The sequence below is a fragment of the Acidovorax sp. FJL06 genome (assembly GCF_003852545.1).
Lineage (GTDB): Bacteria > Pseudomonadota > Gammaproteobacteria > Burkholderiales > Burkholderiaceae_C > Acidovorax.
In genome coordinates this window covers 85548-106561 of record NZ_QAJR01000029.1, presented here as the reverse complement: position 1 = coordinate 106561, position 21014 = coordinate 85548, and the positions used below count along the sequence as shown (strand labels likewise).

The 21014-nt window shown below is 62.7% G+C and carries 27 protein-coding genes; 3 read left to right on the top strand and 24 right to left on the bottom strand.

What is annotated here, in order from left to right; translation table 11 throughout:
• Window positions 1-119: 119 nt before the first annotated feature.
• From rpoA to DBV10_RS16365, 23 genes are all read right to left on the bottom strand, one after another.
• Window positions 120-1112 (bottom strand): DNA-directed RNA polymerase subunit alpha, encoded by a 993-nt coding sequence (gene rpoA, locus DBV10_RS16475; RefSeq protein WP_100408937.1) that lies wholly within the window; start codon window positions 1110-1112, stop codon window positions 120-122.
• 113 nt (window positions 1113-1225) lie between these two features.
• Entirely contained in the window at window positions 1226-1849 is a 624-nt protein-coding gene (rpsD, locus tag DBV10_RS16470) for a 30S ribosomal protein S4 (protein WP_026435318.1), read from the bottom strand.
• A 92-nt stretch (window positions 1850-1941) separates the two neighbouring features.
• Complete coding sequence (gene rpsK / locus DBV10_RS16465) at window positions 1942-2346, bottom strand: 30S ribosomal protein S11 (protein WP_005793662.1); 405 nt, start codon at window positions 2344-2346, stop codon at window positions 1942-1944.
• Between the two features lie 16 nt (window positions 2347-2362).
• Window positions 2363-2728, bottom strand: a complete 366-nt coding sequence (gene rpsM / locus DBV10_RS16460; RefSeq protein WP_008906516.1) for a 30S ribosomal protein S13 — start codon at window positions 2726-2728, stop codon at window positions 2363-2365.
• Between the two features lie 23 nt (window positions 2729-2751).
• Window positions 2752-2865: a 50S ribosomal protein L36 gene (gene rpmJ, locus DBV10_RS16455; RefSeq protein WP_005793651.1), complete on the bottom strand. Its 114-nt coding sequence runs from the start codon at window positions 2863-2865 to the stop codon at window positions 2752-2754.
• 146 nt (window positions 2866-3011) lie between these two features.
• The gene (gene secY, locus DBV10_RS16450; RefSeq protein WP_124514679.1) at window positions 3012-4331 is read right to left on the bottom strand and encodes a preprotein translocase subunit SecY; all 1320 of its coding nucleotides are present in this window, start codon (window positions 4329-4331) and stop codon (window positions 3012-3014) included.
• A gap of 24 nt (window positions 4332-4355) precedes the next feature.
• Window positions 4356-4787 (bottom strand): 50S ribosomal protein L15, encoded by a 432-nt coding sequence (gene rplO / locus DBV10_RS16445; RefSeq protein WP_056420309.1) that lies wholly within the window; start codon window positions 4785-4787, stop codon window positions 4356-4358.
• 10 nt (window positions 4788-4797) lie between these two features.
• Complete coding sequence (rpmD, locus tag DBV10_RS16440) at window positions 4798-4980, bottom strand: 50S ribosomal protein L30 (protein ID WP_063462383.1); 183 nt, start codon at window positions 4978-4980, stop codon at window positions 4798-4800.
• A gap of 14 nt (window positions 4981-4994) precedes the next feature.
• Window positions 4995-5513 carry a 30S ribosomal protein S5 gene (gene rpsE / locus DBV10_RS16435; protein WP_034711783.1) on the bottom strand — a complete coding sequence of 173 codons (519 nt, stop codon included), beginning with the start codon at window positions 5511-5513 and terminating at the stop codon, window positions 4995-4997.
• Between the two features lie 17 nt (window positions 5514-5530).
• On the bottom strand, window positions 5531-5896 hold the full coding sequence (rplR, locus tag DBV10_RS16430) for a 50S ribosomal protein L18 (RefSeq protein WP_005793639.1): 366 nt from the start codon (window positions 5894-5896) through the stop codon (window positions 5531-5533).
• An 11-nt stretch (window positions 5897-5907) separates the two neighbouring features.
• Window positions 5908-6441 carry a 50S ribosomal protein L6 gene (gene rplF / locus DBV10_RS16425; RefSeq protein WP_124514678.1) on the bottom strand — a complete coding sequence of 178 codons (534 nt, stop codon included), beginning with the start codon at window positions 6439-6441 and terminating at the stop codon, window positions 5908-5910.
• A 25-nt stretch (window positions 6442-6466) separates the two neighbouring features.
• Window positions 6467-6862: a 30S ribosomal protein S8 gene (gene rpsH / locus DBV10_RS16420; protein WP_005793636.1), complete on the bottom strand. Its 396-nt coding sequence runs from the start codon at window positions 6860-6862 to the stop codon at window positions 6467-6469.
• 20 nt (window positions 6863-6882) lie between these two features.
• Window positions 6883-7188, bottom strand: a complete 306-nt coding sequence (rpsN, locus tag DBV10_RS16415) for a 30S ribosomal protein S14 (RefSeq protein WP_007861712.1) — start codon at window positions 7186-7188, stop codon at window positions 6883-6885.
• A gap of 8 nt (window positions 7189-7196) precedes the next feature.
• A complete protein-coding gene (gene rplE, locus DBV10_RS16410) occupies window positions 7197-7736 on the bottom strand; it encodes a 50S ribosomal protein L5 (RefSeq protein WP_124514677.1) in 540 nt (179 codons plus the stop codon).
• A gap of 9 nt (window positions 7737-7745) precedes the next feature.
• Complete coding sequence (gene rplX / locus DBV10_RS16405) at window positions 7746-8066, bottom strand: 50S ribosomal protein L24 (protein ID WP_124514676.1); 321 nt, start codon at window positions 8064-8066, stop codon at window positions 7746-7748.
• 9 nt (window positions 8067-8075) lie between these two features.
• Window positions 8076-8444, bottom strand: coding sequence for a 50S ribosomal protein L14 (gene rplN / locus DBV10_RS16400; protein WP_007861702.1), 369 nt, complete (start codon window positions 8442-8444; stop codon window positions 8076-8078).
• Between the two features lie 202 nt (window positions 8445-8646).
• The gene (locus tag DBV10_RS16395; RefSeq protein WP_124514675.1) at window positions 8647-10239 is read right to left on the bottom strand and encodes a glycerol-3-phosphate dehydrogenase/oxidase; all 1593 of its coding nucleotides are present in this window, start codon (window positions 10237-10239) and stop codon (window positions 8647-8649) included.
• A 186-nt stretch (window positions 10240-10425) separates the two neighbouring features.
• On the bottom strand, window positions 10426-12159 hold the full coding sequence (locus DBV10_RS16390; protein ID WP_124514674.1) for an ABC transporter substrate-binding protein: 1734 nt from the start codon (window positions 12157-12159) through the stop codon (window positions 10426-10428).
• Window positions 12160-12295: 136 nt separating this feature from the next.
• Complete coding sequence (locus tag DBV10_RS16385) at window positions 12296-12604, bottom strand: DUF2160 domain-containing protein (RefSeq protein ID WP_124514673.1); 309 nt, start codon at window positions 12602-12604, stop codon at window positions 12296-12298.
• Window positions 12605-12616: 12 nt separating this feature from the next.
• Complete coding sequence (locus DBV10_RS16380) at window positions 12617-13429, bottom strand: carbohydrate ABC transporter permease (RefSeq protein WP_124514672.1); 813 nt, start codon at window positions 13427-13429, stop codon at window positions 12617-12619.
• Complete coding sequence (locus tag DBV10_RS16375) at window positions 13422-14318, bottom strand: carbohydrate ABC transporter permease (RefSeq protein ID WP_124514671.1); 897 nt, start codon at window positions 14316-14318, stop codon at window positions 13422-13424. The genes DBV10_RS16380 and DBV10_RS16375 overlap by 8 nt, the downstream gene beginning before the upstream one ends.
• Window positions 14315-15391 (bottom strand): ABC transporter ATP-binding protein, encoded by a 1077-nt coding sequence (locus DBV10_RS16370; RefSeq protein ID WP_124514670.1) that lies wholly within the window; start codon window positions 15389-15391, stop codon window positions 14315-14317. Before DBV10_RS16370 ends, DBV10_RS16375 begins: the two co-directional genes overlap by 4 nt.
• Before the next feature lies 1 nt (window position 15392).
• The gene (locus tag DBV10_RS16365; protein WP_124514669.1) at window positions 15393-16484 is read right to left on the bottom strand and encodes an ABC transporter ATP-binding protein; all 1092 of its coding nucleotides are present in this window, start codon (window positions 16482-16484) and stop codon (window positions 15393-15395) included.
• Window positions 16485-16681: 197 nt separating this feature from the next.
• Here DBV10_RS16365 and DBV10_RS16360 point away from each other — a divergent pair, with 197 nt between their 5' ends.
• The 3 genes from DBV10_RS16360 (at window position 16682) to proC (ending at window position 20004) form a co-directional block, all read left to right on the top strand.
• Window positions 16682-17446 carry a DeoR/GlpR family DNA-binding transcription regulator gene (locus tag DBV10_RS16360; RefSeq protein WP_124514668.1) on the top strand — a complete coding sequence of 255 codons (765 nt, stop codon included), beginning with the start codon at window positions 16682-16684 and terminating at the stop codon, window positions 17444-17446.
• Window positions 17447-17467: 21 nt separating this feature from the next.
• Entirely contained in the window at window positions 17468-18961 is a 1494-nt protein-coding gene (glpK, locus tag DBV10_RS16355) for a glycerol kinase GlpK (RefSeq protein ID WP_124514667.1), read from the top strand.
• Window positions 18962-19158: 197 nt separating this feature from the next.
• Entirely contained in the window at window positions 19159-20004 is an 846-nt protein-coding gene (gene proC / locus DBV10_RS16350; RefSeq protein WP_124514666.1) for a pyrroline-5-carboxylate reductase, read from the top strand.
• 95 nt (window positions 20005-20099) lie between these two features.
• Here the strand turns inward: proC and ubiA are convergent, their stop codons facing one another.
• Window positions 20100-20993, bottom strand: coding sequence for a 4-hydroxybenzoate octaprenyltransferase (ubiA, locus tag DBV10_RS16345; protein ID WP_124514665.1), 894 nt, complete (start codon window positions 20991-20993; stop codon window positions 20100-20102).
• Window positions 20994-21014: the final 21 nt, after the last annotated feature.

Sequence of the window (21014 nt, the reverse complement as noted above, 5' to 3'; positions counted from 1 at the left end):
TACTGTCCGAGGCACTGTTCCCTTTCAGTGTCTTACTTCCAGGGAACAAAAAGTCCCCCTTGCGGAGGACTGAAAAACCGGGCTCCCCGTTTCGGGGAACCTGGAATTATAGCGTTTGCTTAACGCTTGTCCAGGCCTGCTGGCGGCCAGTTCTCAAGCTTCATGCCCAGCGTGAGACCACGCGAGGCAAGCACTTCCTTGATTTCGTTGAGCGACTTGCGACCCAGGTTAGGCGTCTTGAGCAGCTCATTCTCGGTGCGCTGGATCAGGTCACCGATGTAGTAGATGTTCTCGGCCTTCAGGCAGTTGGCGGAACGCACGGTCAGTTCCAGCTCGTCCACAGGGCGCAGCAGGATCGGATCGAACGTGGCATTGCCACGTGGGCCGGCCGGTGCGTCGAACGCAGCCAGCTCGCCACCTTCCAGCTGTGCGAACACAGCCAGCTGTTCCACCAGGATCTTGGCCGAGGCGCGCACGGCGTCTTCGGCCGTGATGGCGCCGTTGGTCTCGATCTCGACGACCAGCTTGTCCAGGTCGGTACGCTGCTCCACACGGGCGCTTTCCACGGTGTAGCTCACACGCTTCACGGGAGAGAACGAGGCGTCCAGCACGATGCGGCCAATGGACTTGGTCGATTCATCAGCATAGCGGCGCAGGTTGCCCGGCACATAGCCACGGCCCTTTTCCACCTTGATCTGCATGTCCAGCTTGCCGCCTTGCGACAGGTTGGCAATCACATGGTCAGGGTTGACGATTTCCACGTCGTGCGGGGTCTGGATATCACGGGCCGTCACCACGCCTTCGCCATCCTTGCGCAAGCTCAGTGTCACTTCGTCACGGTTGTGCAGCTTGAACACCACGCCCTTGAGGTTCAGCAGGATGTTGACCACATCTTCTTGAACGCCGTCAATCGACGAGTACTCGTGCAGAACGCCTGCAATCGTGACTTCCGTCGCTGCGTAACCCACCATGGACGAGAGCAGGACACGCCGGATGGCGTTGCCCAACGTGTGGCCGTAACCACGCTCGAACGGCTCCAGTGCGACCTTGGCACGGTTGTGGCCAAGCTGTTCGACATTGATTGCCTTGGGTTTCAGCAAATTGGTTTGCATTCAGACTTCCTCTCAATACCCCCAGCTCGTTACACCGGTAAGGCTGGTGAAGCGCCTAAACCGCGATGCCTCGCGGTTCAGGGACGGTTTTCTTGAATTACGTACTCGACCGATTAGCGCGAGTACAACTCAACGATCAGCGATTCGTTGATGTCGGCACCGAACTCATCACGGTCTGGCGTCTTCTTGAAGATGCCTTCAGCCTTGTCGGCATTCACTTCCACCCATGCAGGCATGCCGACCTGGGCAGCCAGTTGCAGGGCTTCAACGACGCGGGCTTGCTTCTTCGACTTTTCACGCACGGCGACCACGTCGCCAGCCTTCACGAGGTACGAAGCGATGTTGACGGACTTCCCGTTCACCGTGATCGCCTTGTGGGACACCAGCTGACGCGCTTCAGCGCGGGTCGAACCGAAACCCATGCGGTACACCACGTTGTCCAAACGCGATTCCAGCAGGAACAGCAGGTTGGCGCCGGTGTTGCCCTTCTTGCCATCTGCGGCTTCGAAGTAACGGCGGAATTGCTTTTCCAGCACGCCGTACATGCGCTTGACCTTCTGCTTTTCACGCAGTTGCAGGCCGTAGTCGGAGGTGCGGGCACCCGAAGTGCGGCCGTGTTGACCAGGCTTGGAGTCGAATTTGGACTTGTCAGCGATCGAGCGGCGGGCGCTCTTCAGGAACAGGTCCGTGCCTTCACGGCGGGAGAGTTTGGCCTTGGGGCCGAGGTAACGTGCCACTTGAGCTTCCTTTTTGTCATCTGCCGCAAACCATTGCGGGAGCCGCCTGAGGCGCTTGCGCGTTCACAGGCGGCGGTGGGCTTAGAGAAAAATTAGATACGACGGCGCTTTTGTGGGCGGCAGCCGTTGTGGGGCACGGGCGTCACGTCAGAGATCGACGTGATGCGGATGCCCAGTGCGCCCAAAGCGCGCACCGAGGATTCACGGCCAGGACCTGGGCCCTTGATTTCGACGTCCAGGTTCTTGATGCCTTGGTCGATGGCAGCGCGGCCGGCCACTTCCGAAGCCACCTGGGCTGCGAAGGGGGTGGACTTGCGCGAGCCCTTGAAACCTTGGCCACCGGACGAAGCCCACGACAGGGCATTGCCCTGGCGATCGGTGATCGTGATGATGGTGTTGTTGAACGAGGCGTGCACGTGGGCAATGCCGTCCGAAACGTTCTTCCGGACCTTCTTGCGGACGCGCTGAGCTGCGTTATTGGCAGGAGACTTAGCCATGATGATCTTTCAATCTTTATTTCTTCAGTGCAGCAGCACCCTTGCGCGGACCCTTGCGAGTGCGGGCATTGGTACGGGTGCGCTGACCACGCATTGGCAGACCGCGGCGATGGCGGAAGCCACGATAGCAGCCGATGTCCATCAAACGCTTGATGTTCATCGTGGTTTCGCGGCGCAGGTCACCTTCAATGGTGAACTGCTCGATTTGCTCGCGAATTTTTTCCAGATCGCCATCCGTCAGATCTTTGATCTTCTTGGAGTAAGCGATACCAGTTGCTTCGCAGATCTTGCGAGCGCGGGTGCGACCAATGCCAAAAATGGCGGTCAAACCGATTTCCGCGTGCTTGTGCGGCGGAATGTTAATGCCAGCGATACGTGCCATATGCGTCCTCTAATACTTTCCAATCAACCTTGGCGCTGCTTGTGACGCAGATCCGTGCAGATCACACGCACCACACCCTTGCGGCGGATGATCTTGCAGTTGCGGCAGATTTTTTTGACCGAAGCCGAAACTCTCATTGCATTCTCCTAAAACTTTTCCATCCGTCCCGGCTGCTTCGCACGGAACACAATTTGTGCCCGCGAAAAATCGTGGGGCGCCAACTTAACCGACATTCAGTCGTTTGCAAGCGGCACCGCCATGCGGCCACCGCTTTCCTTCATCTTCAACCGCCGGCATTGCCCTTGAAATTGGCTTTCTTGAGCAGCGACTCGTACTGTTGCGACATCATGTAGTTCTGAACCTGGGCCATGAAGTCCATGGTCACCACCACAATGATCAGCAGCGATGTTCCACCGAAGTAAAACGGGACGTTGTACTTCAGGATCAGGAACTCCGGCAGCAAGCACACAAAGGTGATGTACACGGCGCCCGCCAAAGTCAGGCGGACCAGGATTTTATCGATGTAGCGTGCGGTCTGCTCACCTGGGCGAATACCCGGAATGAACGCACCACTCTTCTTCAGGTTGTCTGCCGTTTCACGGCTGTTGAACACCAGCGCCGTGTAGAAGAAACAGAAGAAGATGATCGCTGCAGCATAGAACATCACATAGATGGGCTGACCGGGGGTCAGAGCACCCGAAATGTCCTTCAACCAACGCATCGACTCACCAGCACTGAACCAGTTCACCACCGTTGCAGGCAACAGGATGATCGACGAAGCAAAGATCGGAGGAATCACACCCGCCATGTTCAGCTTGAGAGGCAGGTGCGACGATTGGCCGCCATACACCTTGTTCCCCACCTGCCGGCGAGCGTAATTCACCAGGATCTTGCGCTGACCCCGTTCAACGAACACCACGAAGTAAGTCACCAGCCCCACCACAAGGACGATGAAGATGGCAGCCAGAATGCTCATGGCACCCGTGCGCACCAGCTCCAGCAATCCGCCGATCGAACTGGGCAGACCTGCAGCAATCCCACCAAAGATGAGGATCGAGATGCCATTGCCCAGGCCGCGCTCGGTGATCTGCTCACCCAGCCACATCAGGAACATCGTACCGGCCGTCAGGCTGACCACCGCCGTCACACGAAAACCAAAGCCGGGGCTCAGCACCAGACCGGCAGAGCTTTCCAGTGCCACAGCGATCCCCAGCGACTGGAACAGGGCCAGGCCCAGGGTTCCATAGCGGGTGTACTGCGTGATCTTCCTGCGGCCGGCTTCGCCTTCCTTCTTCAACTGTTCGAACGCGGGCAACACATAGGTCATCAGCTGCATGATGATCGATGCCGAGATGTACGGCATGATCCCCAGAGCGAACACCGTGAAGCGCGAAAGCGCACCACCCGAGAACATGTTGAACAGGTTCAGGATGCCGCCTTGCTGGCCGCTGAACAGCTGCTGGAGTTGGGCTGGATCGATACCTGGCACAGGGATATGAGCCCCGATGCGATACACGACCAGCGCAAGCAACAGAAAAACCAGACGACGACGCAGGTCGCCGAACTTGCCGGTCTTTGCAATTTGAGCCGCGCTAGTAGCCACAGATGCCTTCCTTCAGTGTCACATTCAGGCGACGCTGCCGCCAGCAGCTTCGATCGCTGCCTTGGCACCTGCCGTAGCGCCCACACCATTCAGCTTGACAGCCTTGGTGAGGGAGCCGCTCTTGATCACCTTGACCACCTTGGCCAGCTCACCGATCAGACCGGCTTGCTTCAGCGCCAGGACATCCACTTCGGCCAGGCCGAGCTGGTCCAGAGCCGTCAGCGTCACTTCTGCATTGAACTTGAGCAGGTGCGACTTGAAGCCGCGCTTGGGCAAGCGACGTTGCAGAGGCATTTGACCGCCTTCGAAACCCACCTTGTGGTAGCCACCGGAGCGGGACTTCTGACCTTTGTGACCACGGCCAGCGGTCTTGCCCAGGCCGGAGCCGATACCACGGCCTACGCGGCGCTTGGCATGCTTGGCGCCGTCTGCGGGCTTGATGCTATTGAGTTCCATGATCTATCTCTCAGACGATTTTGACCAGGTAGCTGATCTTGTTAATCATGCCGCGCACTTCGGGCGTGTCCTGCAGCTCGCTCACACTGTTGAGCTTGCGCAGACCCAGGCCACGGACGGTGGCGCGGTGCGATTCCTTGGTGCCAATCGGGCTGCGCACCAGTTGAATCTTGACGGTTTGTTGCGTAGTCATATTCAAACTCCGGTTCAGGCGAAGATGTCTTCGACCGTCTTGCCGCGCTTGGCTGCGACATTCGACGGAGTCGTCGAATTGACGAGCGCATCGAACGTAGCACGAACCATGTTGTACGGGTTGGACGAGCCGTGGCTCTTGGCCACGATATCGGTCACGCCCAGCACTTCAAAGACTGCGCGCATAGGACCGCCGGCGATGATACCGGTACCCTTGGGAGCGGGAGCCATCATCACAACAGCGGCGCCATGGTGGCCCGTCACATTGTGGTGAATGGTGCCGTTCTTCAGAGAGACCTTGACCATGTTGCGGCGGGCTTCTTCCATCGCCTTCTGCACGGCAGCAGGCACTTCCTTGGACTTGCCCTTGCCCATGCCAACGCGGCCGTCACCGTCGCCAACCACCGTCAGTGCGGCAAAACCGAGAATACGGCCACCCTTCACGACTTTGGTCACGCGGTTGACCGCGATCATTTTTTCGCGCAGACCGTCGTCCTGACCTTCGCTCTGCACTTTGGGTTGAAATTTAGCCATTTTTTATTCCGCTCCGCTTAGAACTGCAGGCCGGCTTCACGGGCTGCGTCGGCCAGGGCCTTGACGCGACCGTGGTAGGCAAAGCCTGCGCGATCAAATGCAACCTTCTCGACGCCTGCTGCCTTCGCCTTTTCAGCGATGCGCTTGCCGATGATCTGGGCTGCAGCGGCATTGCCACCCTTGCCCGAACCGCCGAGCGACTTGCGCACGTCGGCTTCTGCGGTGGAGGCACTGGCCAACACCTTGCTGCCGTCGCCGGAAATCACACTGGCGTAGATATGGAGGTTCGTGCGGTTCACGGTGAGACGGGCCACGCCTTGCTGTGCAATGCGGATGCGGGTCTGACGCGAACGACGAAGACGCTGCTCTTTCTTGGTCAACATGTTGCAGCTCCTTATTTCTTCTTGGTCTCTTTGATCGTGATCTTTTCGTCCGCATAACGGATGCCCTTGCCCTTGTAAGGCTCGGGAGGACGAACAGCACGGATCTCAGCAGCGATTTGACCGACGCGTTGACGGTCGGCACCCTTGATCACCACTTCCGTGGGCGTCGGGGTGGCCACCGTGATGCCTGCGGGCATTTCGATGTTGACCGGATGCGAATAACCAACGGCCAGGTTCAGCTTGGAACCAGAGGCAGCGGCCTTGTAGCCCACGCCCACCAGGCTGAGCTTCTTTTCAAAGCCCTTGCTGACACCGACCACCATGTTGTTGACCAACTGGCGAATCGTGCCGCTCATGGCGTTGGCTTCGCGGGAGTCATTGACAGGCTCAAAGCTGAGCTTGCCGTCATTGCTCGACACCTTCACCAGCACGTTTTGTGCAAGCGACAGGGCGCCGCCAGAACCCTTCACAGAGATCTGGTCTTCTTTCACGGACACATCCACACCTGCGGGGATGGTCACGGGCATTTTTCCTACTCGGGACATTTCAGTTTCTCCTCAATGCCGCGGGTTAGGCCACGTAGCACAGCACTTCGCCACCGACACCGGTAGCACGCGCCTTGCGATCGGTCATCACGCCCTTGGGCGTCGTGACGATTGCTACACCCAGACCGTTCATGACTTGTGGAATGGAATCACGGCCTTTGTAGACACGCAGGCCAGGGCGGCTGACGCGCTCGATGCGCTCAATCACGGGGCGACCTGCGTAGTACTTCAGGGCAATTTCGAGTTCGGACTTGCCAGCTTCGGTTTTCACCTGGAAGCCGTCGATATAACCTTCGTCCTTCAGCACCTGGGCGATGGCGATCTTCACTTTGGAAGAAGGCACCAGAACCGTGGCCTTGGAGACCATCTGTGCATTACGGATGCGGGTCAGCAAGTCAGCGATGGGATCACTCATGCTCATGTTTAATCTCTCCTGCCTGCTTACCAGCTGGCCTTGGTGACACCGGGGATGTCGCCTGCAAAAGCCAGTTCGCGGATCTTGGCGCGAGCCAGACCGAATTGACGGAAGGTGCCGCGTGGACGACCGGTGATTTCGCAACGGTTGCGCTGACGCGTGGGGTTGGCGTTGCGGGGGAGCTTCTGCAGACCCAGGCGGGCTGCATCACGCTCTTCGTCGCTGCGCTTGGCATCGCCAGCGATTGCCTTCAGTTCCGCATACTTCGTTGCGTACTTGGCGGCCAGTTTTTCGCGCTTCAGTTCGCGCTGGATCAAAGCTACTTTAGCCATGCTTCGCCTCAGTTCTTGAACGGGAAACGGAAACCAGCGAGAAGCGCCTTGGCTTCTTCGTCGGACTTGGCCGTCGTGGTGATGCTGATATTGAGACCGCGCAGGGCGTCGACCTTGTCGTACTCAATTTCAGGGAAGATGATCTGTTCTTTGACGCCGATGTTGTAGTTGCCACGGCCGTCGAATGCGCGACCGGAGATACCACGGAAGTCACGAACGCGGGGCAGAGCCACGGTCACGAAACGGTCCAGGAACTCATACATCTGCACGCCACGCAGCGTGACCATGCAACCGATGGCCTGGCCTTCGCGGATCTTGAAACCAGCGATAGCCTTCTTGGCCTTGGTCACCACAGGCTTCTGACCAGCAATCTTGGTCAGGTCTGCCACGGCGTTGTCCATCACCTTCTTGTCCGAGACTGCCTCGCTCACGCCCATGTTCAGCGTGATCTTGGTCAGACGGGGGACCTGCATCGGCGAGGTGTAACCGAACTGCTTGGTCAGCTCGGGGGCGACTTTGTCGCGGTAAATTTCTTGCAGTCGTGCCATGTTTACCCCTTAGGCCGCCTTGATTTCAGCGCCGCTGGACTTGAACACGCGAACGCGCGTACCGTCAGCCTGCACCTTGATGCCCACGCGATCACCCTTGCCGGTAGCCGCATTGAAGATGGCCACGTTGGACTGGTGAATCGGCATTGCCTTTTCAATGATGCCGCCCGTCGTACCCTTCATGGGGTTTGGCTTGGCGTGCTTCTTGACCAGGTTGATACCGTCGATCACGAGATGGGAGTCATCCTTGCGCAGCGACACCGTGCCACGCTTGCCCTTGTCACGGCCGGTCAGCACGATGACTTCGTCGCCCTTGCGAATCTTGTTCATGGCGCGTCCTTAGAGAACTTCAGGAGCCAGAGACACGATCTTCATGAACTTCTCGGTACGCAGTTCACGCGTCACGGGTCCAAAGATGCGGGTGCCGATGGGCTCCAACTTTGCATTCAGCAACACTGCAGCGTTGCCATCGAATTTAACGAGCGAGCCATCGCCACGGCGAATACCCTTCGCCGTACGGACCACCACTGCGCTGTAAACCTCGCCTTTTTTGACGCGGCCACGCGGAGCAGCTTCCTTGATGCTCACCTTGATGATGTCGCCCACGCTTGCATAGCGACGCTTGGAACCACCCAGCACCTTGATGCAAAGGACGGACTTAGCGCCGGTATTGTCGGCAACCTCTAACCGAGATTCTGTCTGGATCATTTCAATATTCCCAACTTGCACCAGAAGACAACAGCCCCAGAGAACTTCTCAAGGGCTGCAGATCAGCCAGTCAGTCTTGGGCCCGTCGTCCGCACCGCAAACCATTTGCAGCACTTCCCGCTGGGCAGAAACTTCACGCTTTGAACGCGAAGCCCTCGATTATTGCAAAAGACTTTTACGAAGTCAAGTGCAAGTACCGGGATCAAGCCGGAACATGCAGGTACTGCTGGGCCAGGGCCAGGAAGTCGTCCAGGCGCGGGTCGGCACCAAGCTCCTCCTGCAGGATGCGAGCCACCACTGGCGCCAGCGCGATCGCCTTGCGGGCATCCAGGAACAGCAGCCGGGAGCGGCGGGCCAGCATGTCCTCGACCGTGCAGGCGTATTCGTGGCGCGCGGCAAAGCGCACCATGGCCTCCGTGAGGCCCCCACCCAGCTCCGTCTGCGCCCCAGGGATGTCGAGCACGGCTGCGGCCTCGCTTCCGTAGGAATGCAACCCCTGGGCGTCGCAGATGCGATGCCGGACTGCCTCCTGGGGCGTGCCTACCAGGGGCAGGTGATTGGTCACACCCGCAGGTTTTTCGGGGAGCAGGCCCGTTGTGAAGCATTTTTGCAACACATCCTCGGCCATGGCCCGGTAGGTGGTCCATTTGCCCCCTGTCACGGTGATCAGCCCGCTGCGGCTGGCCAGCACGGTGTGCTCGCGGCTGATCTTCTTGGTGTTGTCGCCGTCGTCGTCCTGCGGCTTCACCAGAGGGCGCAAACCCACCCAGATGCTGCGGATGTCGTCCACCTTGGGCGCGCGGGTGAGGTAGCGCGCAGATTCCTCCAGGATGAAGCGGACCTCTTCGCTGAACGGCTCCGGCTCCCGCACGATGTCTTGGCGCGGGCTGTCGGTCGTGCCCAGAATGAGCTTGCCCAGCCATGGCACGGCAAACAGAACCCGGCCGTCGGCCGTCTTGGGCACCATCAGGGCGTGGTCGGAGGGCAAAAACTCGCGGTCCACCACGATGTGCACGCCCTGGCTGGGCGCGACGATGGGCTTGGCGGGGCGGCCAATGGCCTCGCCATCCATCTGGCGCAGCGAGTCCACCCACACGCCCGTGGCGTTCACCACCGTGCGGGCGCGCACCGTGAACTGCTGCCCACTGTCCGCATCCTCACACACAAAGCCGGCCACCTTGCCGGCCTCGTGGACCAGGGCCCGCGCGGGGCAGTAGTTGACCACCAGTGCCCCCAGGCTGGCCGCCGTGCGCGCCAGCGCCAGCGCCAGGCGGGCATCGTCGAACTGTCCGTCCCAATACTTGACGCCGCCCTTGAGCCCTTCGGTGCGGGCCGTCGGCAGGCATTCGAGCGTGCGGGCGCGCCCCAGGAACTGGGTGGCGCCCAGCCCGGCCTTGCCCGCCAGGGCGTCGTACATCATGAGCCCGATGCCGTAGAACGGCGTCTCCCAGAAGCGGTAGGACGGCATCACAAACGGCAGGGGTTGCGCCAGGTGAGGCGCGTTGTGCAGCAGGGTCGTGCGCTCATGCAGCGCCTCGCGCACCAGCGCGATGTTGCCCTGGGCCAGGTACCGGACGCCGCCATGCACCAGCTTGGTGGCACGGGACGAGGTCCCCTTGGCGAAGTCGTGCGAGTCCACCAGGACCACGCTGAACCCGCGTGCCGCCGCATCCAGAGCCACCCCCAACCCCGTCGCCCCCCCACCGATCACGGCGAGGTCATAGTGGTGCGGCTGGGCCAGACGGGCCAGCAGGTCGGCGCGTCGCGTAGGAAGGGGTGCGGAGGCAGTGGTCATGGGGGTGATTGTCCATGGGTGAAGCAAAAATTAAGGGTTTACCCTTTAATTCTTGACACATCCGGGGAGAAAAACGGCCCTCGGCGCAGTCACCGGCGAGGGCAGCATGGAGTGAAAAAGGCAGCCAGAGACCTTGTGAGCCCTGGCTGCCAGTGGGTTGTCAAAACGCGGTGGTCACAGACTCACTCAACGCGTCTTGCCATCCTTCCAAGCCTGCAGCAGCTTGTCGTAGGCAATGGTTTCGCCCTTTGGCTTCTCGTTGGCCAGCTTCTTCCAGGGGGCCTGCTTGTCGCTCAGCCACTTGTTGGGATCGCTCTTGGGGTTGAGCTTGGGCGCGCAATGGGCCATGCCCGCGCGCTCCAGGCGCGCCATCACCTGGTCCATTTCGTCGGCCAGCGTGTCCATGGCACCCTGGGGGGTCTTCTCGCCGGTCACAGCCTGCGCCACGTTCTTCCACCACAGCTGGGCCAGCTTGGGGTAGTCGGGCACGTTGGTGCCGGTGGGCGACCAGGCCACGCGGGCCGGGCTGCGGTAGAACTCCACCAAGCCACCCAGCTTGGGCGCGGCGTCGGTCATGGCCTTGGACTGGATGTCGCTCTCGCGGATCGGGGTCAGGCCCGTCAGCGTCTTCTTGAGCGACGTGGTCTTGGCGGTCACGAACTGGGCGTAGAGCCAGGCGGCGGCCGTCTTGTTGGCGTCATGGTCCTTGAAGAAGGTCCAGCTGCCCACGTCCTGGTAACCGTTCTGCATGCCCTGCTTCCAGTAGGGGCCATTCGGGCCAGGGGCCATGCGCCACTTGGGCGTGCCATCGGCATTCACCACGGGCAGGCCGGGCTTGGTCATGTCGGCGGTGAAGGCGGTGTACCAGAAGATCTGCTGCGCGATCTGGCCCTGGGCGGGCACGGGGCCGGCTTCGCCGAAGGTCATGCCCGTGGCTTCCTTGGGCGCGTACTTCTTCATCCAGTCCACGTACTTGGTGAGCGCATAGACGGCGGCAGGCGAGTTGGTCGCACCGCCACGGGCCACCGAGGCGCCCACGGGCGTGCACTTGTCGTCGGCCACGCGGATGCCCCATTCGTCGATTGGCAGGCCGTTGGGCGCACCGATGTCGGCCGAGCCAGCCATCGACAGCCAGGCATCGGTGAAGCGCCAGCCCAGCGAGGGGTCCTTCTTGCCGTAGTCCATGTGGCCATAGATGGCCTTGCCGTCGATCTGCTTGACGTCATTGGTGAAGAACTCGGCGATGTCTTCGTAGGCGCTCCAGTTCAGCGGCACGCCCAGGTCGTAGCCGTACTTGGCCTTGAACTTGTCCTTGATGTCCTTGCGGTCGAACAGGTCGGCACGGAACCAGTACAGGTTGGCGAACTGCTGGTCGGGCAGCTGGTACAGCTTGCCGTCAGGCCCGGTGGTGAACTTGGTGCCGATGTAGTCCTTGAGGTCGATACCGGGGTTGGTCCACTCCTTGCCAGTACCGGCCATGTAGTCGGTCAGGCTCATGATCTTGCCGTAGCGGTAGTGCGTGCCGATCAGGTCCGAGTCCGAGATCCAGCCGTCATAGATGGACTTGCCCGACTGCATGGAGGTCTGCAGCTTCTCGACCACGTCGCCTTCCTGGATCAGGTCGTGCTTGACCTTGATGCCCGTGATTTCCTCGAAGGCCTTGGCCAGCGTCTTGGATTCGTATTCGTGCGTGGTGATGGTTTCGGACACCACCGAGATTTCCTTCACGCCCTTGGCCTGGAGTTTTTTTGCTGCGTCGATGAACCACTTCATCTCGGCCATCTGCTGGTCTTTGTTCAGCGTGGATGGCTGGAATTCGCTGTCGATCCACTTCTTGGCCTCGGCCTCGCCGGCCCAGGCAGCCTGCCCCATTGCCAGGGCCGCGGCGGCGAAAGCGATCGCCTTGAACTGCATCTTCATTGCTGTCTCCTCTCAGATTGAGACCCCCATTGGTAGACCGGCACCAACCCGGGGGGGAACCAGGCCAGGCCTTCGACACTACAAAAACAATAGCTACAAGCGCTTATCCATCATGCGCAAGCGACCATTTTCCAGATCAACCCTTGCGCAAGATCAGCACCAGCAGCGCCATCGACGCCACAAAGCTGATCCAGACCGAGGGGTCGCCCTGCAGGCTGAACCACTGGGCCAGCTTGCCGCTGACGCCCACAAAAATCAGGTTCACATAGGCCGCCGACAGCAGCCCAATGAAGAGCCGGTCGCCGCGCGTGGTCTCCAGGGGCAAGAACCCCTTGCGCAGGGCCGTGGGCGACTTGATCTCCCACACCGCCATACCCACCAGCATCAGCACGATGCAGACAAAAAACACGGCCACCGGCAACGTCCAGGCCATCCAATCAAACATGGCGCATCCTCCTCAAACCCGGCCCATCGCGAAACCCTTCGCGATGTAGTGCCGCACAAACCAGATCACGATGGCACCCGGCACGATGGTCAGCACGCCCGCCGCCGCCAGCGTGGCCCAGTCCATGCCCGAGGCGCTCACGGTGCGCGTCATGGTGGCCACGATGGGCTTGGCGTTCACGCTGGTCAGCGTGCGGGCCAGCAGCAGCTCCACCCAGCTGAACATGAAGCAGAAGAACGCCGCCACGCCCACGCCCGCCTTGATGAGCGGCAGGAAGATCGCCACGAAGAAGCGCGGAAAGCTGTAGCCGTCGATGTAGGCCGTCTCGTCGATCTCGCGCGGGATGCCGCTCATGAAGCCTTCGAGAATCCACACCGCCAGCGGCACGTTGAACAAGAGGTGTGCCAGCGCCACGGCAATGTGCGTGTCCATCAGCCCCACGGTGGTGTAGAGCTGGAAGAACGGCAGCAAAAACACGGCCGGCGGCGTCATGCGGTTGGTGAGCAGCCAGAAGAACACATGCTTGTCGCCCATGAACTGGTAGCGCGAGAACGCGTAGGCCGCGGGCAACGCCACGGTGAGCGAGATCACCGTGTTGATCGCCACATAGATCAGGCTGTTGATGTAGCCCAAGTACCACGACGCATCGGTAAAGATGGTCTTGTAGTTGGCCCAGGTGAAGTGCTGCGGAAAGAACGAGAAGCTCGACAGGATCTCTTCATTCGTCTTGAAGCTCATGTTGACCATCCAGTAGATGGGCAACAGCGCAAACAGCAGGTACGCAATCAGGAACAGCGTGCGTTTTTGAAAACGTTTTTCATTCATGGCCGGCTCCTTCGTCGCTGACGGTGCCCACGCGCTGCATCCAGTTGTAGAGGATGAAACACAGCAGCAGGATGATGAAGAAATAGATCAGCGAGAAGGCGGCCGCAGGGCCCAGGTCAAACTGGCCAACCGCCTTGGTCGTGAGGTACTGCGAGAGAAAGGTGGTGGCATTGCCCGGCCCGCCGCCCGTGAGCACGAAGGGCTCGGTGTAGATCATGAAGCTGTCCATGAAGCGCAGCAGCACCGCAATCATCAGCACGCCGCGCATCTTGGGCAGCTGGATGTAACGGAACACCGCCAACTTGCTGGCGCCGTCGATGCGGGCGGCCTGGTAGTACGCATCGGGGATGGACCGCAGCCCGGCAAAGGCCAGCAGCGCCACCAGCGGCGTCCAGTGCCACACATCCATCAACAGCACCGTGAGCCAGGCCTGCGTGGCGTTGCCGGTGTAGCTGTACTCGATGCCCGCCTCCTGCAGCAGGCGCCCCATGAGGCCGATGTCGGCGCGGCCATAGATCTGCCAGATGGTGCCCACCACGTTCCAGGGGATCAGCAGCGACAGCGCCACCACCACCAGCACGGCGGACGACTTCCAGCCCTGCGCGGGCATGGACAGCGCCAGCAGGATGCCCAGCGGAATCTCCACCGCCAGCACCGCCAGCGAGAAGGTCAGCTGGCGCCACAGTGCCGCATGCAGCTCCTCGTCGCGCATCACGGCGACAAACCATTCGGTGCCCACAAACACGCGCCGCTCGGGCGAGATGATGTCCTGTACCGAATAGTTCACCACCGTCATCAGCGGCAGGATGGCCGAGAAGGCCACGCACAGAATCACGGGCAGGATCAGGAACCAGGCTTTCTGGTTCACGGGTTTGGTGGTTGCGCTCATGCCAGCAACTCCTCATTCTTGTAAAAGCAGGTGTGCTCACCCAGCACCTGCAGCCACGCCGTGTCACCGGCCGATGGCAGACGGGTCTCGGGCGCAAAACGCGCCTTGACGGTGTGCTCGCCCACCTTGGCGGTCAGCATCAGGTAGGTGCCGATGTCCTGCACCTGCGCCACGGTGCAGGCCAAGGCCCCAGGCGCCTCGGCCGATGCCAGCGCCAGATACTCCGGCCGCACGCCCACCTGCAGCGCCCCTGCGGGCAACGCACGCCCTGCGGGGGCCTGCAAGCGGTGGCCCGCAACGCTGAGCTGCCCGCCATCCACCTGCGCGGGCAGGAAGTTCATGCCCGGCGAACCAATGAAGTGCCCCACAAACACATGCTGGGGCCGCTCGAACAGCGCGTCGGCCGAGCCGACCTGCACCGCCTTGCCACGCGTCATCACCACCACCTGGTCGGCAAAGGTCAGCGCCTCCACCTGGTCGTGCGTCACATAGATCAGCGTGAGCTTGAGTTCGTGGTGGATCTGCTTGAGCTTGCGGCGCAGCTGCCACTTGAGGTGCGGATCGATCACCGTGAGTGGTTCGTCGAACAGCACCGCGGCCACGTCCGGGCGCACCAGCCCCCGGCCCAGCGAGATCTTCTGCTTGGCGTCGGCCGCCAGGCCCGCCGCACGCTGGTTGAGCTGGCCGCTCATTTCCAGCATCTCGGCGATCACGCCCACGCGCCGCTTGATCTGGTCCTCGGGCACCTTGCGGTTGCGCAGCGGGAAGGCCAGGTTCTCGGCCACCGTCATGGTGTCGTAGATCACCGGGAACTGGAACACCTGCGCGATGTTGCGCTCCTGCGGGCTGGCACGCGTCACGTCGCGGCCATCGAACAGCACCTTGCCATGCGAGGGCACGAGCAGCCCCGACATGATGTTGAGCATGGTGGTCTTGCCACAGCCCGAGGGGCCCAGCAGCGCATAGGCGCCACCGTCCTCGAACTCCATCTTGAGGGGCAGCAGCGCGTAGTCGCTGTCCTGCTGCGGGTTGGGCTTGTACGAATGCGCCAAGTCCAGACTGATGCGGGCCATCTCAGCGACCTCCTTGTGCGGTAACGGGCCGCGCGGGCGCCCGGGCCAGGCGGCCATCGGCACCAAACACATAGGCCTGGGCCGGGTCCAGGTGCAGCGTGATGGCCGTCCCCAGTTCAAAGTAATGCACGCCGGTGAGTTGTGCCACCAGATCGCCCCAGGGCGTAGAGGCATGCACAAAGGTGTCAGAGCCCGAAATCTCCGCCAGCTCCACCACCCCGGCCACGCTCACATCGCCGGGGCGTGCGTGCACCCGCAGCGCACTGGCGCGCACGCCCACCGTCAGCCCGGCCGCTGTCGCCACACCTTGCGGCAGGGGCAGCGTCAGCTCGGCCCCGCCTTGCAGGCGCACGCCCTGCGCGGTGGCCGAGGCCGCCATCAGGTTCATCGGCGGGTCGCTGAAAGCGCGCGCCACCCGCAGCGAATTGGGCGCATGGAACACCTCGGCCGTGGGGCCGTACTGCAGCAGCTGGCCCTCATCCAGCACCGCCGTGTAACCGCCCAGCAGCAGGGCTTCGCCCGGCTCGGTGGTGGCATAGACCACGGTGGATTGACCGGCGGCAAACAGCTGGGTCAGCTCTTCGCGCAATTCTTCGCGCAGCTTGTAGTCCAGGTTCACCAGGGGTTCGTCCAGCAGCATCAGCGGCGCCCCCTTGGCCAGCGCCCGCGCCAGCGCCACGCGCTGCTGCTGGCCGCCCGACAGCTCGGCGGGATAGCGGTCCAGGAACATGTCGATGTGCAGGCGGCTGGCGATCTCGCGCACCCGGGCGTCGATGTTCTTTTCGCCGCGCAGCTTCAGGGGCGACGCGATGTTGGCCGCCACCTTCATCGAGGGGTAGTTGATGAACTGCTGGTACACCATGGCCACGTTGCGGTCGCGCACGGGCATGCCGGTCACGTCCACCCCGTCCACCGTCACGCGCCCGGCCGTGGGCGTATCGAGCCCCGCCATGATGCGCATGAGACTGGTCTTGCCCGCCTGCGTGGCGCCCAGCAGCACCGTGACGGCGCCGCTCTGGAGCGCCAGGCTCATGTCATACAGCCAGGTCTGCGCCCCCACCTTCTTGCTGATGCTGTCCAATGCCAGCTGCATCACGCAACCTTTCGTTTGTGCCCCTGGGGCAAGTGAAGAATCCTGCGCCGCTGCGATCAGTGACGCAGGCAGCCCTCTCGGTTTTCGATTGCGTTCATTTTTGTTCTTTTTTGATCGTATTGAATCAAGGTTTACCCTTAATCGGTTCCTTTTTGTTCGATTTAAAGTATCCATCACCTTTAGACGCCTCCATTCGCGTGAATACGAACCCCCGACAACTGCTGCTTCTGGAAGAAGTCCGTGCGCGCAAGTCCGCCACGGTGGAACAACTGGCCGACACCCTGGGCGTGACGCTGCAGACCGTGCGCCGCGACGTGCAGCGCCTGGCCGAGTCCGGCCTGCTCACGCGCTTTCATGGCGGTGTGCGCGTGCCCAGCTCCACGGTCGAAAACCTGGCCCACACCCAGCGCGAAACGCTCAATGCCGAAGGCAAGGCGCGCATTGCGCGCGCCGTGGCCGAGCAGGTGCCCAACGACTGTTCGTTGATCCTGAACATCGGCACCACCACCGAGGCCATCGCCAAGGCCCTGCTGCACCACCGCGGCCTGCGCGTGATCACCAACAACCTGAACGTGGCCGCCATCCTGAGCGGCAACCCCGAATGCGAAGTGATCGTGGCCGGCGGCGTGGTGCGCCCGCGCGACCGGGGCATCGTGGGCGAAGCTGCGGTGGACTTCATCCGCCAGTTCAAGGTGGACATCGCGCTCATCGGCATCTCGGGCATCGAGCCCGACGGCTCGCTGCGCGACTTCGACTACCGCGAGGTGAAGGTGGCGCAAACCATCATCAAACAGTCGCGCGAAGTCTGGCTGGCGGCCGACCACAGCAAATTCAACCGCCCGGCCATGGTGCAGCTGGCCACGCTGGGCCAGATCGGCCGCCTGTTCACCGACGCCCCGCCGCCCGAGCCTTTCCCGGCCCTGCTGCAAGACGCCGGTGTGATCTGCACCGTCGCCGCCTGACCCCCTGACGTCCTTTTCACCATGACCTACCTGCTCGCCCTCGACCAAGGCACCTCCAGCTCCCGCAGCATCGTCTTTGACGAAAGCGGCCACATCGTGGCCCAGGCGCAGGTGGAGCTGCCACAGATCTACCCCCAGCCCGGCTGGGTGGAGCACGACCCGCTGGAGATCTGGCGCACCCAGCTGGCCACCGCACGCGATGCACTGGCCAAGGCCGGCATTGCGGCCAGTGCCGTGCGCGCCGTGGGCATCACCAACCAGCGCGAAACCACGGTGCTGTGGAACCGCCAAACCGGCCAGCCCGTGCACCACGCCATCGTGTGGCAAGACCGGCGCGCCGAACCCGCCTGTGCCCAACTGCGCGAACAAGGCCACGCCGTCACCATCCAGGCCAAGACGGGCCTGCTGGTGGATGCCTACTTCTCGGGCACCAAGCTGCAGTGGCTGCTGGACCATGTGCCCGGCGCGCGCGATGCGGCCGAGCGCGGCGAACTGGCGTTTGGCACCGTGGACAGCTGGTTGATGTGGAAGCTCACCCACGGCCAGGTGCATGTGACGGACGTGAGCAACGCCGCGCGCACCATGCTATTCAATGTGCACACCAACCAGTGGGACGAGGAGCTGCTGGCGCTGCTGCGCATCCCCAAGGCGCTGTTGCCCGAGGTGCTGCCATCAAGCGCCCACTTTGGCGACATCGCCGCCGACCTGCTGGGCCACCCCATCCGCATCGGCGGCGTGGCGGGCGACCAGCAGAGCGCGCTGTTCGGCCAGGCCTGCTTCACGGCCGGCATGGCCAAGAACACCTATGGCACGGGCTGCTTCATGCTCATGCACACGGGGGGCGCGTTCCAGACCAGCCAGAACGGCCTGCTCACCACCAGCGCGGCACAGCCGGGCACGCAGCCCGAATTCGCCATGGAAGGCAGCGTGTTTGTGGGCGGCGCCGTGGTGCAGTGGCTGCGCGACGGCCTGCGCGCCATCACCAACAGCAGCGAGGTCGAGTCGCTGGCGCAGAGCGTGCCCGACTCGGGCGGCGTGATGATGGTGCCCGCCTTCACCGGCCTGGGCGCGCCCTACTGGAAGCCCGACGCACGCGGCACCATCACCGGCCTCACGCGCGGCACCACCATTGCCCACATCGCGCGTGCGGCGCTGGAGAGCATCGCCTACCAAAGCGCCGCCCTGCTGCAGGCCATGAGCCGTGACGCGGTCGCTGCGGGCGGCGCCCCGGTGAGCGAGCTGCGCGTGGACGGCGGTGCCTGCGTGAATGACCTGCTCATGCAGTTCCAGGCCGACCTGCTGGGCATCCCCGTGGTGCGTCCGGCCGTCATCGAGACCACGGCGCTGGGCGCCGCCTACCTGGCGGGGCTGTCCAGCGGCGTGTACGCCTGCACCGGCGAGCTGTCGCACCTGTGGCGCGCCGATCGGCGTTTTGTACCCACGCTGAGCAGCGCACGTGCGCAGGAGCTGATGGCGAACTGGGAACACGCGGTGCGGCAAACTGTTGCAGAGTAGCCCCCCTGAGTCGCCTTCGGCGCCTTCCCCCCGCTCTCGCATCGCTGCGCGTTGCGGGCGGGGGGACGCTCCCAGCGCGGCGGGGCGGCCCTTGCGCGGGAGCACTGGCTTTGGCCACGCCAGTTGCACGAGTCTTCGAGCAACTCATAGGTCTAGCAGCGCTACCATCGGCTCTCCCTTTCCAGCCTGCCCGCAAAATGACCTCCCCCGCTCCAGCCACAGCAAACTCCTCCCTCCCCACCATCGCCTTCATCGGCGGCGGCAACATGGCCAGCGCCATCATTGGCGGGCTGATCCGCCAGGGCCACCCGGCCAGCCAGATCGAGGTGGTCGAGCCCTACGCCCCCACGCGCGAGGCGCTGCTCAAGAACTTCGGCCTCACGGCGCAGCCCGAGGCGGGTGCCGCCCTGCAGCGCGCCAGCATCGTGGTCTGGGCGGTCAAGCCCCAGACCTTCAAGGACGCCGCCGCGCAGGCCAAGGCGCACACCCAGCAGGCCCTGCACCTGAGCGTGGCGGCAGGCATCCGCTCGGACAGCATCGCGCAGTGGCTCGCTACGGAGCGCATCGTGCGCACCATGCCCAACACGCCCGCCCTGGTGGGCAAGGGCATGAGCGCGATCTACGCACGCCCCGCCGTGACCAGCGCCGAGCGCCAGAGTGTGGAGGCCATCATGGCGTCCACCGGCGAGTTCCTGTGGGTGGAGAGCGAGACGCAGCTCGACGCCGTCACCGCCCTCTCGGGCTCGGGCCCGGCCTATGTGTTCTATTTCCTTGAAGCCATGGCGCGCGCGGGGGTGGGCATGGGCCTGTCCGCGCAGCAGGCGCACCAGCTGGCCGTGGGCACCTTTGTGGGCGCCTCCGAGCTGGCCCGGCGCTCGGACGAGCCCCCGGCCGTGCTGCGTGAGCGCGTCACCTCCAAGGGCGGCACGACCTATGCGGCCCTGCAGTCGATGGAGGCCAGCGGCGTGTCGCAGGCGTTCGAGGCCGCCATGCGCGCCGCCGAAAAACGCGCCAACGAACTCGGCAACGAGTTCGGGGCCTGACCCCCGGCACCCTGTTCACGGCTCTGCGGGGAATCGTGAACAGTTTTTATGGCTTTTTTGGCACTCTGCGCTTACCCATCAAGCGCCAGCAGCTATCAATTTGTGAGTATCACCCGCACCAGGTAGCTGCCCGCGATGCCCGCAAACACCGTGGCGCCCAGCCAGTGGTTGATGCGGAAGGCCTTGAAGCAGCCCTCGCGGGTGCGGGTGCGGATGAGGGTGAAGTGCCACACGGCCTGCGCCAGCGCCGCAGCAAGTGCTATGTAAAAAATAGCACCTAGCGCATAAGGGGCAAGCGCTACCGCCCAAATACCGATAAAGAGCAGGTAGAACAGCACAATGCCCGCCACATCGAAGCGCCCCAGCGTGATGGCCGAGGTCTTGATGCCGATCTTGAGGTCGTCGTCGCGGTCCACCATGGCGTATTCGGTGTCGTAGGCCAGCACCCAGAACATATTGCCCAGCCACATCCACCACGCCACGGCGGGCACGCTGCCCTGCACCGCAGCGAAGGCGATGACGATGCCAAAGTTGAACGCAATGCCCAGCACCGCCTGCGGCATGGAGATGAGGCGCTTGGTGAACGGGTAGGCAATGGCCACCAGCACGGCAGGCACGGACCAGAGGATGGCAGCGGTGTTGGTGGTGAGCACCAGGCCAAACGACACGAGGGCCAGCACAGCGCCCAAACCCAGCGCCTCTTTCACCGACACGGCGCCCGTGGTCACGGGCCGCTGCGCCGTGCGCTTGACGTGTTTGTCAAAGTCGCGGTCGGCCACATCGTTCACGCAGCAGCCGGCGCTGCGCATGAGGAAGGTGCCCAGCACAAACACGGCTAGCAAATGCCAGCCGGGGAAACCATCGGCCGCAATCCACAGCGCAGACAGCGTGGGCCACAGGCACACCAGCCAGCCGGCGGGGCGGTCCCAGCGGATGAGGTCGAGATAAAGCGAAAAGCGGCTGCGGGGGACGGTGGTGGCGGCGGTCATTGGGCGGGATTTTCCCAGATG

Bases quoted from the DNA above. Each gene is read 5' to 3' on its own strand.
- rplO (WP_056420309.1), bottom strand. From the start codon at position 4,787: ATGGAACTCAATAGCATCAAGCCCGCAGACGGCGCCAAGCATGCCAAG.
- rplF (WP_124514678.1), bottom strand. From the start codon at position 6,441: ATGTCCCGAGTAGGAAAAATGCCCGTGACCATCCCCGCAGGTGTGGAT.
- rpoA (WP_100408937.1), bottom strand. From the start codon at position 1,112: ATGCAAACCAATTTGCTGAAACCCAAGGCAATCAATGTCGAACAGCTT.
- rpsE (WP_034711783.1), bottom strand. From the start codon at position 5,513: ATGGCTAAATTTCAACCCAAAGTGCAGAGCGAAGGTCAGGACGACGGT.
- rplN (WP_007861702.1), bottom strand. From the start codon at position 8,444: ATGATCCAGACAGAATCTCGGTTAGAGGTTGCCGACAATACCGGCGCT.
- DBV10_RS16365 (WP_124514669.1), bottom strand. From the start codon at position 16,484: ATGCAGCTGGCATTGGACAGCATCAGCAAGAAGGTGGGGGCGCAGACC.
- DBV10_RS16390 (WP_124514674.1), bottom strand. From the start codon at position 12,159: ATGAAGATGCAGTTCAAGGCGATCGCTTTCGCCGCCGCGGCCCTGGCA.
- rpsK (WP_005793662.1), bottom strand. From the start codon at position 2,346: ATGGCTAAGTCTCCTGCCAATAACGCAGCTCAGCGCGTCCGCAAGAAG.
- DBV10_RS16385 (WP_124514673.1), bottom strand. From the start codon at position 12,604: ATGTTTGATTGGATGGCCTGGACGTTGCCGGTGGCCGTGTTTTTTGTC.
- rpmJ (WP_005793651.1), bottom strand. From the start codon at position 2,865: ATGAGAGTTTCGGCTTCGGTCAAAAAAATCTGCCGCAACTGCAAGATC.
- DBV10_RS16380 (WP_124514672.1), bottom strand. From the start codon at position 13,429: ATGAATGAAAAACGTTTTCAAAAACGCACGCTGTTCCTGATTGCGTAC.
- glpK (WP_124514667.1), top strand. From the start codon at position 17,468: ATGACCTACCTGCTCGCCCTCGACCAAGGCACCTCCAGCTCCCGCAGC.
- rpsH (WP_005793636.1), bottom strand. From the start codon at position 6,862: ATGAGCATGAGTGATCCCATCGCTGACTTGCTGACCCGCATCCGTAAT.
- rpsN (WP_007861712.1), bottom strand. From the start codon at position 7,188: ATGGCTAAAGTAGCTTTGATCCAGCGCGAACTGAAGCGCGAAAAACTG.
- rplE (WP_124514677.1), bottom strand. From the start codon at position 7,736: ATGGCACGACTGCAAGAAATTTACCGCGACAAAGTCGCCCCCGAGCTG.
- rpmD (WP_063462383.1), bottom strand. From the start codon at position 4,980: ATGACTACGCAACAAACCGTCAAGATTCAACTGGTGCGCAGCCCGATT.
- rplX (WP_124514676.1), bottom strand. From the start codon at position 8,066: ATGAACAAGATTCGCAAGGGCGACGAAGTCATCGTGCTGACCGGCCGT.
- rpsM (WP_008906516.1), bottom strand. From the start codon at position 2,728: ATGGCACGTATCGCTGGCATTAACATTCCGCCGCACAAGCACGCGGAA.
- ubiA (WP_124514665.1), bottom strand. From the start codon at position 20,993: ATGACCGCCGCCACCACCGTCCCCCGCAGCCGCTTTTCGCTTTATCTC.
- DBV10_RS16395 (WP_124514675.1), bottom strand. From the start codon at position 10,239: ATGACCACTGCCTCCGCACCCCTTCCTACGCGACGCGCCGACCTGCTG.
- proC (WP_124514666.1), top strand. From the start codon at position 19,159: ATGACCTCCCCCGCTCCAGCCACAGCAAACTCCTCCCTCCCCACCATC.
- DBV10_RS16370 (WP_124514670.1), bottom strand. From the start codon at position 15,391: ATGGCCCGCATCAGTCTGGACTTGGCGCATTCGTACAAGCCCAACCCG.
- DBV10_RS16375 (WP_124514671.1), bottom strand. From the start codon at position 14,318: ATGAGCGCAACCACCAAACCCGTGAACCAGAAAGCCTGGTTCCTGATC.
- rplR (WP_005793639.1), bottom strand. From the start codon at position 5,896: ATGTTGACCAAGAAAGAGCAGCGTCTTCGTCGTTCGCGTCAGACCCGC.